The organism is Aestuariivivens marinum (assembly GCF_022662175.1).
GTDB classification, from domain to species: Bacteria; Bacteroidota; Bacteroidia; order Flavobacteriales; family Flavobacteriaceae; genus Aestuariivivens; species Aestuariivivens marinum.
This window is the reverse complement of the sequence record NZ_JAKMCR010000002.1, coordinates 247,326-260,304: the sequence shown is the minus strand read 5'-3', so window position 1 is coordinate 260,304 and position 12,979 is coordinate 247,326. Positions and strand designations below refer to the sequence as shown.

Here is a 12,979-nt window from a genome sequence, read left to right as displayed (position 1 = left end):
AATTTTAGATTTTAAAGATACAAGATAATGAGTAAAAGAACATTTCAGCCTTCTAAAAGAAAGAGAAGAAATAAACACGGTTTTAGAGAAAGAATGGCTTCTGCTAATGGAAGAAAAGTATTGGCGCGTAGAAGAGCTAAAGGAAGAAAGAAATTATCTGTGTCATCTGAGTCAAGACATAAGAAATAATGATTAACAATTGTTGATAATATAAAGGTGTTACTTAAGTGTAACGCCTTTTTTTATATCTATTGATTACTATTTTTGTAACGAATTAAAACACAATATATAACCCTAAGAAAATGCCGAAAAATTCTAAACTTAAATCGATATTAATTATTGGCTCTGGACCTATTGTTATTGGGCAGGCGTGCGAATTTGATTATTCTGGATCACAAGCTTTAAGGTCGTTAAGAGAGGATGGAATTGAAACGATATTGATTAATTCCAATCCGGCAACAATAATGACCGATCCGTCAATGGCCGATCATGTTTATTTGTTGCCGCTTAATACCAAATCCATAATTAAAATTTTAAAGGAACACCCCCAAATTGATGCTGTATTGCCAACTATGGGGGGACAGACTGCCTTAAATTTATGTATTGAAGCTGACGAAAAAGGTATTTGGAAAGATTTTGGAGTAAAATTGATAGGCGTAGACATTAATGCCATTAATATAACAGAAGATAGAGAGCAGTTTAGGGAGTTGATGGAAAAAATAGGTGTTGCTATGGCGCCTCAAGCTACGGCCACGTCATTTTTGCAAGGAAAAGAAATTGCGCAAGAATTTGGTTTTCCGTTATGTATTCGTTCCTCATTTACTTTAGGAGGAGCTGGAGCAGCTATTGTTCATGATGAGAAGGATTTTGATAAATTATTACGTAGAGGCTTGGAAATTTCCCCAATTCACGAAGTGATGATTGACAAAGCAATGATGGGGTGGAAAGAATACGAATTGGAGCTACTTCGTGATAAAAATGATAATGTTGTTATTATCTGTTCTATAGAAAATATGGATCCAATGGGTATCCATACAGGAGATTCTATTACCGTAGCTCCTGCCATGACTTTGAGTGATAGAACTTATCAAAAAATGCGTGATATGGCTATTAAAATGATGCGCAGTATTGGTGATTTTGAAGGTGGTTGTAATGTACAGTTTGCTGTAAGTCCAGATGAAAAAGAAGATATTATTGCCATTGAAATTAACCCACGTGTATCGCGTTCTTCAGCTTTAGCTAGTAAGGCAACAGGATATCCAATAGCCAAAGTAGCTACTAAATTAGCCATAGGTTATACACTAGATGAATTGGATAACCAAATTACTAAGTCTACATCGGCTTTATTTGAACCTACATTAGATTATGTTATTGTAAAGATACCACGTTGGAACTTTGATAAATTTGAAGGATCTGATAGAACATTGGGCTTACAAATGAAGGCTGTAGGTGAGGTTATGGGTATTGGACGTTCGTTTCAGGAGGCTCTGCATAAAGCTACACAGTCATTAGAGATCAAAAGAAATGGTTTAGGAGCCGATGGTAAAGGTTATAAGGATTACAATCAAATTATTGAGAAATTAACCCATGCCTCTTGGGACAGGGTATTTGTCATTTACGATGCGATTGCAATGGGCATTCCGTTAAGCCAAATTTATGATATCACAAAAATAGATATGTGGTATTTAAAACAATATGAGGAATTGTTTCAATTGGAAAAAGAAATTTCGAAGTATACCATCGATACCTTAGAAAAAGAATTATTGTTGGAGGCTAAACAAAAAGGTTATGGTGATCGCCAGATTGCACATATGCTTGGTTGTTTGGAAAGTCAGGTGTATAACAAAAGGGATGAATTCAATATTCAGCGTGTATACAAATTAGTAGATACTTGTGCTGCCGAGTTTAGGGCCCAAACACCATATTACTATTCAACTTTTGAAAGTGATATGGAAATAGCTGGTGGTGAGCGTTATGCAGATAATGAAAGTATAGTTTCAAAAAAGAAAAAGATAGTAGTTTTAGGTTCTGGTCCTAATAGAATAGGGCAAGGGATTGAATTCGATTATTGTTGTGTTCATGGTGTGTTGGCTGCCGCAGAGTGTGGTTACGAAACCATAATGATTAACTGTAATCCAGAGACCGTTTCGACAGATTTTGATACTGCAGATAAGTTATACTTCGAACCTGTCTTCTGGGAGCATATATACGATATTATCCGACATGAAAAACCAGAAGGTGTTATTGTTCAGTTAGGTGGGCAAACCGCTTTGAAACTAGCTGAAAAATTAACCAAATACGGTATTAAGATTATAGGGACAAGTTTTGAATCGTTAGACTTGGCAGAAGATAGAGGAAGTTTCTCAACCTTACTAAAAGAGCATAACATACCATATCCAGAGTTTGGTGTGGCTGAAAATGCAGACGAAGCCTTAGCGTTAGCCGATAAATTGAATTTCCCAATTTTGGTTAGACCTAGTTATGTGCTTGGCGGCCAGGGAATGAAAATTGTAATTAACAAGGAGGAGTTGGTAGAGCATGTGGTAGATTTACTTCGAAAAATCCCCAATAATAAACTGTTATTGGATCATTATCTAGATGGTGCTATAGAAGCCGAAGCCGATGCTATTTGTGATGCTGATGGCAATGTATACATTATTGGTATTATGGAGCATATAGAGCCCTGTGGTGTACACTCGGGAGACTCCAATGCAACGTTACCAGCCTTTAACCTGGGGGATTTAGTCATGCAACAAATTATAGACCACACCCATACCATTGCTAGGGCATTGAATACAGTTGGATTAATTAATATTCAGTTCGCTATTAAAGATGATGTGGTTTATATTATTGAGGCCAATCCAAGAGCTTCCAGAACTGTACCTTTTATTGCTAAAGCCTATAAAGAGCCTTACGTGAATTATGCAACTAAGGTTATGCTGGGTGAGAAAAAGGTAACGGACTTTATTTTTAACCCAAAGTTGGAAGGTTACGCCATAAAACAACCTGTGTTCTCATTTAATAAATTCCCCAATGTTGATAAGCGTTTAGGTCCAGAAATGAAGAGTACAGGAGAAAGTATCCTGTTTATAGATAGTTTGAAGGATGACGAGTTTTACGACTTATACTCCAGAAGAAAGATGTATTTGAGTAAATAATACAATCTATAGAAAAAAAGCCGCTTTTAGCGGCTTTTTTTATTATCATTAGGGTCTTTTACTTTTTTCAACATGTTTTATAAAATACTTAGTATCCCCTAACCAGAAAAATGTTCGGTAGCGTTCTATATAAGTAAGTTTTACATAAGTTCCTTGAAGATTTTCTAAGTCTTCAATTATCTTTTTATCTCCTTTTTCTACAGAAAAATTGAATTGCAACTCTTCCGAGACCCCTTGACTAAGTTTACCTTCCCAAGTCTTAAAGAGCATACCTTTTTTACTGAATTTTATTAAATCTCCTGATCTGACACCTTCACTATATACAGCAAAGTACATAAATAAAAAATAAACCGTGATTAGAGCAATGAGAGCCAATAGGATTTTAATAAAAAACTTCTTCATGAGGTCATATATTTTATTTTAGTAAGCATTGGTTATGTTACTGTTTGATTTGTAAATCAAAACTAAAGAAAATCTCTATTACTTCTGCAATTTTGTTGCTAACTATTTTGGGAATTTTAATATCATAATCTGAAGCCAATGCCTTAAAACCTCCAGTAATAATTATATTTTTATCTTTTTTTGATATGATAGCCGGCACATTTTCTATCGAATTGGTTTTTCCATGAAAATTCAATTGGCCATCAATGGCTAAAGCGGTGTTATCACCTAATGTTGAAAAATCAAAATTTACAATTGTACCTTTAAAAGTGGCCTTAGGATAGGTGTCCGATTCCGCATAATTCTCATTAAAATGTTCTTCCATTAAGGCATTTTTAAATCGAAAACCTTTTACCAAAACTAAGGCAGCAAATTCTCCATTTTCTACATTGAGTATAGCAGTTGCCGAGTTATTCTCCGCTTTAACTTCTTCAAAGGAAGGTACTGATGCTTCAAAACCAACAGTTCCTGTTTTGGTGAGGTATTTGGTTTGTGAATAAATCGTCGTACTTAAAAAGAAAACACAATAAACTATATATTTCATAATACTACTTTAATTAAATAAGCAAAACCTTACCAGTTAGGTTGTTTAATTTTCCAATAAGCCATCATCTTTCCATTTTTGGATGATATCCCTTGTAGATTGTGGCATTAATCCACCTGAGGGAGGCATTGGGTTGGTTGAACTATTAATAGCTGTAATAATACTGTTTACCCTGTTTTTGACTTGTGTATAGGTCGTTAACGAAAATGGTGCGCCATTAGAAGTTGGGCTTCCATGACACCCTGTACAATTACTTGTCATAATAGCTTTTACGTTACCGTTATAGGTTGTTTTACCACTTGTGTCTGAGTCTGGATTTGATAAATCGTCACTACTGCTGGATGAACAACTAAATGTTAGAAAGGCAATAGCCAAAACAAAGATTAAATTTTTAAAATTCATAGCGTTTATTATTAAGGTTAATAAAATTTATAATTAAAAGCGTCTGCTTAGGTTAAATCCAAAATAAATATCACCGTCTCCCCAATCACCAGAACCTTGACCTAAAAAGGTGTTGGTATTCATGCCTTGGGCGTTAGAGAAGTGCATTTGAAACACATGGCCACCTGTTTCTAAATCGAAACCAATGGAAAATGGGTTTTTAAATGGTGAATTATCTGCTCTGTTCATATGCCATCCATAATCCATATTCAGAGACCATCTTTTTCCGAGTTTATAGCGACCGCCTAAACCTAAGGCAAATTGAGAATTATCCTGTTGATCAATAAAAACAAAATTATCATGGAAAAATGTTGGCGCTATCTCCAATGATAAATTAGCACTGAACTTTCTGGAAATTAACAGTTGGGTTACATAGCTTAAGCGATGTTTAAACTCTAACAAAGGCAGGTCTACTTCGTCCAAGGCTGTATTAACTAGCAGTTCATTAAATCCAACTACGGTAAAAGGAAACCCACCTTCTTTTTGTCTTAACAAACGATATTTTAATGAGAACTCATATATTTTTTGAAATGAACTTCTAGAGAAACCAATGTTTAAACCATCCATAATCCCATAAACAAAGTTTAGACGAGTAACGGCTTCATCCAACCCAAAAAAGTTATCCAATCCATTTTTCAAACTACCAAATCTATGGGAAACGATAAAGGTGAATTCTTTTTTGGCTACTAGTTTAGTTGATTCAAAATTCACAATCTTTAAACCTTTAAAAGCAGCATCTGCATAATTGGACCAAGTGGTATCTGTGTCTATTTCGTCTAATAGGTCATTTTGACTTAATAGTGATACTGGAATTAAACAGAGGAGAAGATATAGTTTGTACTTCATAATTTAGGTTGGTTTTATTGTTTTATAAATCGTTTGGTGTATTTGCCTCCAGATAAGGTAATATGTAAAAAATATAGGCCTTGGTTTAAATTAGAAACATCAATTCCAGATTGGAAAACTTTAGTGTTAACTATTTGTTTTCCTAAAACATTTGTAATAGCTATCGATTGGATGTCTAGTTGGTCAATATTTTTTAAATTAATATATGAACTGGTAGGGTTGGGGAATATGCCAATTGTATTTTTAGGGAATTCTTCAGTGCTTAAGGTAGTTAAAGCTTCAATATTGTCAATTTCAAGAGTAGCTACAATGGCATCGCCCCTCCAGGAAGGAGAAGTACTACTTAAAACTCTCATAGTACTAACATTTTGTAATGTATTTGTTATACTGGTTGCCCCTGATAGTAAGCTAAAGTCTGATGGGCTTATAGAAATTGTAAATTCTTCCCAAGGATTACCAGCTGTTACTAAAACAGCATTGGTTGTACATATTTGACCACCGGGGCCATTAAATGCTACCCTTAAGTTTAAATTATTAGTTAAGGCTTTTGCATGGAATTTAACTGCAATAACACCTTGGTTAGTAAAATCTCCAGACCATTGAGAGGAGTTGTGCATTACCATTTTGCTTCCTGCACCAAATCCACCACTGGATACATTTTGTAAATAATTATCATTTGCTCCGTTTGGTCCTCCCGTAGAAATGTTAGTTGGAGGGTTGGGGGATGAGGCAGCCCCTCCGTCTTCTTCCCAAGATAGAACTGTCCCGTTTTCAAAATCATCTATTTGTCCAGCCGTTACTTGAGAAAGGACTGGTGTGACAAAAAAGATGAGAATAGTAAAAAAGTGTAATTGTCTTTTCATAGCTTTTGGATTAATCATTAATTATACTACATTGGTCTAATTTGATTTCTTCCAATAAATCATCATAGCCTATAAATCGTCCTTTAATTTTTATAGGGGCATTCAGGTTTTGTTTTGTTTTAATATTTTTTGATAATTGGCAAAACACAGTTTGATTTAATGTTATGGTATGATCACTTATTCCTGTAATGTTTCCAATTATTTCGATGGATTTGTTAAGGTATTTTTTTTCTGATGTAGTGGGGTCTATAGCGAACTCATTAACTAATATTGATGCTTTCATAGTATAAGAAGCTTGTTCCTCTTCAATATTTCTGTGATCTTGATAAATGTAATTATAGCCTATTACTGAAGCAACTATAACTACTATGACAATAAAAATTAGTTTCTTCATTTTGAGTTGTTTTAAATAACAGCTTCAGCATTTTGCTGAAGCTGTTTGAGCTAGTGTTAAAAAATTATACTTTAGAATAATTAATTAACAAATGAAATCTTTCTTTTTCATATACTATTTCGACTAGCTTATTTTTTCAAATGTTAGAGTATCTGTGCCACCATTGCCTCCACTAATATGCATTAATTCAATTTTAGTACTACTTTTTGATACAATATCCCAATCTTCGGATAGGTCGTCGTTAAAGTTTGCGGGAGATGAAAAGAAGATATTAAAATCAATATCATCACTACTATCGTCATTACTACTACCATTTGTAACAGACCATGTTCCCATATATGTATTAATTCCATTAGTTGCTTCTAATGTCCCGTCTGAATTAAAAGTGAATGTATAGCCTGTAAAATGATTTGTTTCATCCACACCCGAGTCAATAAAGCTTGTGATTTTCCAAGAACTTGATTGGGCAATAGTTTTGATCTCTTTAATTTCCATACTATTGTCATTAGGATTAGTGTCATCGTTTGAACATGAAACTATTGCTAAAGAAAAAAGTAAAATCGTTATTATTTGTTCAATTCTCATAGTTAAGGGCTTTTATGTTTAATTACAATCATTTTTATAACGCATTCTATCCCCATAACCTACTCGCAAGTCTACTTTTGTTTCAGTGTATTTAGATATTTCATGTAAAATCCAATCGTTATTACAATAGGGTAGTTGGGGTATATTTATAGTAACAGTTATATTATTTCCAGAACCACTGGCTGTATAAGTACCATAAACTGTTATTCCTGACCAATAAGAAGAAACTGTTCCGTTTGAATAGAAATTAAAGACATAACCGTCGTAAGCATCATCATAATTGGTATTATAACGTTCTAGTTTGTCTACGGTCCAATTCGAGCAGCTTGTGAGAAAATCAATTAAATCATCAACATTGCAATCATCGCAATCATCATCATTATAATTATAGTCATCATCTTCGTCACAATCATTTTTATGTAAATCAATTGTGGACTCAAGTTGATACAAACTATTTATAATTATTTCAGTATCATCCCATAGTTTAACAGTTATAGGGAAATTAATACTTACAAAATAATTTGAATCCATATTTTTTATAAACCTAAACAGACTTGAATCTTCGGTAAAGGTTTTTGTAGATATTAAATCATTATTAGAATTAAAAACAGATGCGCTCATGGGGTAATTAAAATCTATACATTCTATATCATCATCTGCTTCATTTTCACCATTACAGTTATTAGAATAGCTGTTTAATTGTGATTGAGTGTTGATTTTAACTTCTGAAAAATCATTTAGTATAATGTTAACAGGGAATTTAATTATTAAGTTATCAATATCATCATCATCATCATCAAAAATATATTCAACAATTTTATAGTCTTCAATAGACTTGATAATAATGTCTTCTCCATTTGCAGTAACTTCAAAAGGATGTTTTATATTAAAACAGTTTGATTGGTCAATGATATTATCAATGGAGCCGTCGTTACTAGCAGTTTTAAGCATTAGGCTGGCAACTTTTGAGTTAACCGTTAAAAGGGTTTCATCTGGAGCTTGAATAAATTCTTCCTCTTCTGTTCTACAAGAATTAAAAGTAATAATACCCCATAGGGTGGTAAGAATAATAAAATACTTGGAAACAAAAGTCATTTGCATAAATGGTTTTATTATATAACAACCTAGATATAAAAACTCCTGAAAATTTTTTATATGTCTTTGTTGAGTTTTTTAACATCCTGTTCTAAATACTTTAATCTTAGGGTTGTTAAAATTAAATTGTCGAACCTTTCTTTAGCTATTTTGTGCCTTAATGCATAAACTTTATTACTTGGGTTGGTTTGCGTCAAGACTTTTAAATAGCTTACCTTTCCCTTGTAATCCATGAGCTCTCTATTTTTTATGTGAGAGAGCAAATTCACCATTCTATTTAATTTTTTTTGCATTTTGATTAATGGATTTTTTAATTACAAGAATTATTGTTCTCTAATTAATAAATCTTCAAGCCTTTTTAAGGATTGATTTAACCTAATGGATAATGAAGTTTCTTCTGGATGATCAATTATGGATTTTGTAAGTTGTAAAACGGTTTTTCTTAAGTATATAATTTCTTGATCTTTTATAGATCGTATCATTTTGTTAGGATTGTTTTCATTTTTCATAGCAAAAGGTAATTTGGGAAGGGTTTTTTATTATATAACAGCTTAAAACAAAAAATCCCCAAAATATTTTAATATTTTTTTTAATTAACTTTAAAAATTAAAATTTGAAACTTTGCCAAAACAACTTAATAACGACATCTGCGATACTAGTATATTTTCAAGCATTTACAATAAATATGCTAAAGATTTACAGAATTTCCTATATTACAAATATGGGTCGGGATATAACACTGATGACAAGGTTCAAGATGCTTTTGAGAAGTTATGGGATAATTGTAAAAAGGTGAGCTATAGTAAGGTTAAATCGTATTTATTTACCGTAGCTAATAATTTGATGTTAAATGAAATTAAACATCAAAAAGTTGTATTAAAATATAGTTTGAAGACTCAAAAGCATTACACAAATGAATCTCCAGAGTTTATTTTAGAAAAAGAGCAATTTTTTGAACGGTATAAACAAATACTTGAATCTTTAACCGAAGAGCAACGTGTTGCTTTTTTATTGAGTAAGGCTGAAGGTAAAAAACATAGTGAAATAGCAGAATTTTTAGGTGTTACCCAAAAAGTTGTGGAATATCGTATTTATAGTGCTTTTAAAATTCTAAGGGAAGAACTAGATGGATTTAAAATTAAATAAAGGAGATTTAGCAGTTTAATTGTTATATAATAAAGTTAAGGATTAATGAAAAATGAAGATTTAATTAAAAAATGGCTTAAAGGAGCGCTTACAGATGAAGAGCAAAAACAATTTGATGCTCTTGATGACGCTTTATTAAACACATATATTATAGATGCTGCAAGTGAATATAAGGCCTCACAATTTTTGGAATACAGCAACTTTGAGACGTTTAAGTCTAAATATCAAGAGGCTAAAAGAACTAGTAAACAAAACAACTGGTTCAATCTTCTTTTAAGGATTGCCAGTGTTATTGTAATTGCACTAGGAGTATATTTTACATTTTTTAATTCAAATTCAACCCTTGTTGAAACATTAGCGGGAGAAAAAATTGTTGTTGAGCTACCAGATCAATCAACTGTTGAACTTAATGCAGCTTCAGAAATTGAATATAGTGTAAATGGTTGGCAAAAAAACAGAAAAGTAAGGCTCTACGGTGAAGCCTTTTTTACAGTAGCTAAAGGAAAAACGTTCAGTGTTGTTACTAAAGATGGCGTTGTTACTGTAATTGGAACAAAATTTAATGTAAAGCAACGGGATGATTATTTTGAAGTCCAGTGTTTTGAAGGTAAAGTAAAAGTCACATCAAATGCCATATTAAAAGAGATTCGTTCGGGTACTATTTTTAAAGTTCTAAATGGTAAATTTACGGAAGAGAGTACTTTAATTTCCAAACCCACTTGGCTGGATAACATGAGTACTTTTGATGCTATTCCTGTTAAAGAAGTACTAGCAGAATTTGAAAGGCAATATCAAATAGAAGTAGTTACAAAGAATATAGATGGTAACAGACTATTTACCGGGGCATTTATACACCATAATCTTAAAGATGCACTAATAGCGATTACCCAGCCAATGAATATGACCTATGAATTGAGCTCTTCAAACCTAGTTATTGTTCATGGAAAAAAGAATTAGGCAATTAATCATAATAACTTTTTCTTTATTTTTTTTTGCTGGCGTTTTATCGGCCCAAGAAACCATTTTAAAAAGACAATTATCAGATGTTTTAAATTACCTTGAAACCAAGCATGAAATAAAATTTAATTACGCTCAAGATCAGGTTATGGATATAAAAGTATTTATGCCAGATACTATAGAAACTATTTTGGAAGTGTTAGAATATTTAACAAAACAGACCCCATTGACGTTTAGCTTAATAGGAGATAAAATTGTGGTTGTTAAACAAAAAGAAGCCTATGTGTTTTGTGGTGTGGTTAAAGATAAAAAAGACCATCAACCTATTATTAATGCAATAATAAGCAATGGCGACAATATGGTTTTGAGTGGCGAAAGTGGTTTCTTTTCATTAACAGTTAAAAATCTTGAAAAACCAATTGCTATAAATTGTTTGGGTTATAAATCCAGCAAAATTGAACCAAAATCACTTGTATTTAATGATTGTTTAGATGTGTTTTTGGATCAAGATTTTTATACCCTGTCCGAAGTCGTTATATCAAACTATTTAGTAAGTGGTATTAACAAAATTAACAACGGCTCATTTGAAATTGATTTTTCAAATTTTAAGATCCTTCCAGGATTAACTGAAACAGATGTTTTACATTCTATACAAGCCCTTCCTGGTGTAAACAGTACAAATGAAACAGTCTCTAATATTAACTTAAGAGGGGGAACACACGACCAAAATTTAATTTTATGGGACAATATAAAGATGTACCAATCTGGTCATTTTTTTGGTTTAATATCTATGTATAATCCTCAGATTACCCAAAAAGTATTTCTAAAGAAAAATGGTAGTGATGTATCTTCAACCGATGGAGTTTCCGGTACTATTGACATGCAAACAGATAAAGAAATCAATACCGATTTTAAAGGAAGTATAGGGCTAAATTTTACTAATTTTAATAGTTTTTTAGATGTACCATTAGGAGAAAAATCATCGATACAAATTGCAGCAAGAAAGTCGGTTAACGATTTTTTTAAAACACCTACTTATACGGCTTTTTTTGATAGAATCTCGCAAAATACTGAACTGAGTACAAATACTCCAACTGTAATCAATTCAAATAAAACGTTCGATTTTTATGACACTTCATTTAGATGGATATACAGGATTAATGATAAAGACCAATTACAGATTAATTTTATTAATGTTTATAATAGGCTTTTGTTTGATGAAAATTTAATTAACGAACAATCAACTGAATCAAGAAGAAGTAGTCTTAGTCAAAATAGCATTGCAGAAGGGCTTAGTTATAATCGTATTTGGAATGATAAATTTAAAACTGTATTTGAGTTTTATGAAACAGATTATAAATTAAAAGCCATAAATGTTAATATTGAAGACGATCAGCGCTTTTTGCAAAAAAATAGCGTATCTGAAAGTAGTGTAAAATTAAAAACGTTTTACAATTTAAACCATAGTCTACAGCTATTAGGTGGTTATCATTTTGTAGAGACTGAGATCACCAATTTAGACGATGTAGATAATCCTTTGTTTAGAAACTTAGTTTCTGAGGTGATTAGAACACATGGTATTTTTACTGAATTGGGATATAGGTCATCTAATAAAAAGATAGCCTTTAATTTTGGATTGAGGTACAATTATATTGGAAAATTTAAAAAACAAATACTGGAACCCAGATTTAGTTTTAATAAAAAATTATTAGATGGTTTAACCTTAGAAATTTTAGGAGAGTTGAAACATCAAAATACCTCACAAGTTATTAATTTTCAAAGTGATTTTTTGGGTATAGAAAAGCGCAGGTGGCAGCTTGCCAACAATGACAATATCCCCGTAATAAGAAGCAAGCAAATTTCAGTAGGAATAAACTTTAGTCAAAAGGGGTGGTTATTCAATGCCGATACCTACTTAAAACAGGTTAAAGGTATTACATCACAAAGTCAAGGATTTCAAAATCAGTATGAGTTTGTAAAGACACATGGAGACTACAGTGTTTTTGGTATTGATGTGTTATTTAGAAAGCATTTTAACCAATTTGATACTTGGTTGGGTTATTCCTTTATGGATAATAATTACCGTTTTAAGACTTTGGAAAGAGAAGCTTTTCCAAGCAACTATGATATAATTCATAATATTAGTTTAGGTGCAACATATATTTCGAACAATTTGAAAATAGCCACAGGTTTAAATTGGCATTCTGGAAAACCAACGACCAAACCAGAAGAAGGAAATGAAATTGTTAACAATGAAATAAACTTTGCTAAGGCCAATGAGGCAGTTTTAAAAGATTATTTACGATTGGATATATCTGCAATTTATGATTTTAAACTTAGTAACAATATGAAGCTTAATGCAGGTCTATCTGTTTGGAATGTCATGGGTCGAAAAAATGAGCTAAATAATTTTTATAGAATTAATGAAGGTGCTCCAGTTGAAACACTTCAAAATTCTTTAGGGTTTACGCCTAATGCTGTATTAAGGGTTGATTTTTAATACCTCAAC

At 32.1% G+C, this 12,979-nt stretch carries 15 protein-coding genes; 5 read left to right on the top strand and 10 right to left on the bottom strand.

The annotated features are described in order from the left end of the window. Positions 1 to 27 precede the first annotated feature (27 nt). A complete protein-coding gene (gene rpmH / locus MR053_RS08470; RefSeq protein WP_038527912.1) occupies positions 28 to 189 on the top strand; it encodes a 50S ribosomal protein L34 in 162 nt (53 codons plus the stop codon). A gap of 113 nt (positions 190 to 302) precedes the next feature. After that, a complete protein-coding gene (carB, locus tag MR053_RS08465; RefSeq protein WP_242132023.1) occupies positions 303 to 3,158 on the top strand; it encodes a carbamoyl-phosphate synthase large subunit in 2,856 nt (951 codons plus the stop codon). A 48-nt stretch (positions 3,159 to 3,206) separates the two neighbouring features. Here the strand turns inward: carB and MR053_RS08460 are convergent, their stop codons facing one another. The 10 genes from MR053_RS08460 to MR053_RS08415 form a co-directional block, all read right to left on the bottom strand. Beyond that, on the bottom strand, positions 3,207 to 3,560 hold the full coding sequence (locus tag MR053_RS08460) for a 6-phosphogluconate dehydrogenase (protein ID WP_223551573.1): 354 nt from the start codon (positions 3,558 to 3,560) through the stop codon (positions 3,207 to 3,209). A gap of 37 nt (positions 3,561 to 3,597) precedes the next feature. Then, positions 3,598 to 4,143 carry a YceI family protein gene (locus tag MR053_RS08455; RefSeq protein ID WP_242132022.1) on the bottom strand — a complete coding sequence of 182 codons (546 nt, stop codon included), beginning with the start codon at positions 4,141 to 4,143 and terminating at the stop codon, positions 3,598 to 3,600. Between the two features lie 45 nt (positions 4,144 to 4,188). After that, positions 4,189 to 4,545 (bottom strand): hypothetical protein, encoded by a 357-nt coding sequence (locus tag MR053_RS08450; protein WP_223551571.1) that lies wholly within the window; start codon positions 4,543 to 4,545, stop codon positions 4,189 to 4,191. Between the two features lie 33 nt (positions 4,546 to 4,578). Further along, positions 4,579 to 5,430, bottom strand: a complete 852-nt coding sequence (locus MR053_RS08445; RefSeq protein WP_242132021.1) for a DUF5777 family beta-barrel protein — start codon at positions 5,428 to 5,430, stop codon at positions 4,579 to 4,581. A 14-nt stretch (positions 5,431 to 5,444) separates the two neighbouring features. After that, complete coding sequence (locus MR053_RS08440; protein ID WP_242132020.1) at positions 5,445 to 6,293, bottom strand: T9SS type A sorting domain-containing protein; 849 nt, start codon at positions 6,291 to 6,293, stop codon at positions 5,445 to 5,447. Positions 6,294 to 6,303: 10 nt separating this feature from the next. Continuing rightward, entirely contained in the window at positions 6,304 to 6,687 is a 384-nt protein-coding gene (locus MR053_RS08435) for an OB-fold protein (protein ID WP_242132019.1), read from the bottom strand. A 123-nt stretch (positions 6,688 to 6,810) separates the two neighbouring features. Next, the gene (locus MR053_RS08430) at positions 6,811 to 7,272 is read right to left on the bottom strand and encodes a beta-barrel fold lipoprotein (protein WP_242132018.1); all 462 of its coding nucleotides are present in this window, start codon (positions 7,270 to 7,272) and stop codon (positions 6,811 to 6,813) included. 18 nt (positions 7,273 to 7,290) lie between these two features. After that, complete coding sequence (locus MR053_RS08425) at positions 7,291 to 8,367, bottom strand: hypothetical protein (RefSeq protein WP_242132017.1); 1,077 nt, start codon at positions 8,365 to 8,367, stop codon at positions 7,291 to 7,293. 56 nt (positions 8,368 to 8,423) lie between these two features. Further along, on the bottom strand, positions 8,424 to 8,660 hold the full coding sequence (locus tag MR053_RS08420) for a hypothetical protein (RefSeq protein WP_242132016.1): 237 nt from the start codon (positions 8,658 to 8,660) through the stop codon (positions 8,424 to 8,426). Positions 8,661 to 8,690: 30 nt separating this feature from the next. Further along, positions 8,691 to 8,849: a hypothetical protein gene (locus tag MR053_RS08415; RefSeq protein WP_242132015.1), complete on the bottom strand. Its 159-nt coding sequence runs from the start codon at positions 8,847 to 8,849 to the stop codon at positions 8,691 to 8,693. A gap of 139 nt (positions 8,850 to 8,988) precedes the next feature. On the opposite strand from MR053_RS08415, the gene MR053_RS08410 reads away from it, so the two are divergent. The 3 genes from MR053_RS08410 to MR053_RS08400 are packed head-to-tail and all read left to right on the top strand — an operon-like array spanning position 8,989 to position 12,970. Next, positions 8,989 to 9,513 (top strand): RNA polymerase sigma factor, encoded by a 525-nt coding sequence (locus MR053_RS08410; protein WP_223551563.1) that lies wholly within the window; start codon positions 8,989 to 8,991, stop codon positions 9,511 to 9,513. A 45-nt stretch (positions 9,514 to 9,558) separates the two neighbouring features. Continuing rightward, a complete protein-coding gene (locus MR053_RS08405) occupies positions 9,559 to 10,470 on the top strand; it encodes a FecR family protein (RefSeq protein ID WP_242132014.1) in 912 nt (303 codons plus the stop codon). After that, entirely contained in the window at positions 10,454 to 12,970 is a 2,517-nt protein-coding gene (locus MR053_RS08400) for a TonB-dependent receptor plug domain-containing protein (RefSeq protein WP_242132013.1), read from the top strand. Before MR053_RS08405 ends, MR053_RS08400 begins: the two co-directional genes overlap by 17 nt. Positions 12,971 to 12,979: the final 9 nt, after the last annotated feature.

Coding starts and splice junctions, on each gene's coding strand:
- rpmH (WP_038527912.1), top strand. CDS start 28: ATGAGTAAAAGAACATTTCAGCCTTCTAAAAGAAAGAGAAGAAATAAA.
- carB (WP_242132023.1), top strand. CDS start 303: ATGCCGAAAAATTCTAAACTTAAATCGATATTAATTATTGGCTCTGGA.
- MR053_RS08460 (WP_223551573.1), bottom strand. CDS start 3,560: ATGAAGAAGTTTTTTATTAAAATCCTATTGGCTCTCATTGCTCTAATC.
- MR053_RS08455 (WP_242132022.1), bottom strand. CDS start 4,143: ATGAAATATATAGTTTATTGTGTTTTCTTTTTAAGTACGACGATTTAT.
- MR053_RS08450 (WP_223551571.1), bottom strand. CDS start 4,545: ATGAATTTTAAAAATTTAATCTTTGTTTTGGCTATTGCCTTTCTAACA.
- MR053_RS08445 (WP_242132021.1), bottom strand. CDS start 5,430: ATGAAGTACAAACTATATCTTCTCCTCTGTTTAATTCCAGTATCACTA.
- MR053_RS08440 (WP_242132020.1), bottom strand. CDS start 6,293: ATGAAAAGACAATTACACTTTTTTACTATTCTCATCTTTTTTGTCACA.
- MR053_RS08435 (WP_242132019.1), bottom strand. CDS start 6,687: ATGAAGAAACTAATTTTTATTGTCATAGTAGTTATAGTTGCTTCAGTA.
- MR053_RS08430 (WP_242132018.1), bottom strand. CDS start 7,272: ATGAGAATTGAACAAATAATAACGATTTTACTTTTTTCTTTAGCAATA.
- MR053_RS08425 (WP_242132017.1), bottom strand. CDS start 8,367: ATGACTTTTGTTTCCAAGTATTTTATTATTCTTACCACCCTATGGGGT.
- MR053_RS08420 (WP_242132016.1), bottom strand. CDS start 8,660: ATGCAAAAAAAATTAAATAGAATGGTGAATTTGCTCTCTCACATAAAA.
- MR053_RS08415 (WP_242132015.1), bottom strand. CDS start 8,849: ATGATACGATCTATAAAAGATCAAGAAATTATATACTTAAGAAAAACC.
- MR053_RS08405 (WP_242132014.1), top strand. CDS start 9,559: ATGAAAAATGAAGATTTAATTAAAAAATGGCTTAAAGGAGCGCTTACA.
- MR053_RS08400 (WP_242132013.1), top strand. CDS start 10,454: ATGGAAAAAAGAATTAGGCAATTAATCATAATAACTTTTTCTTTATTT.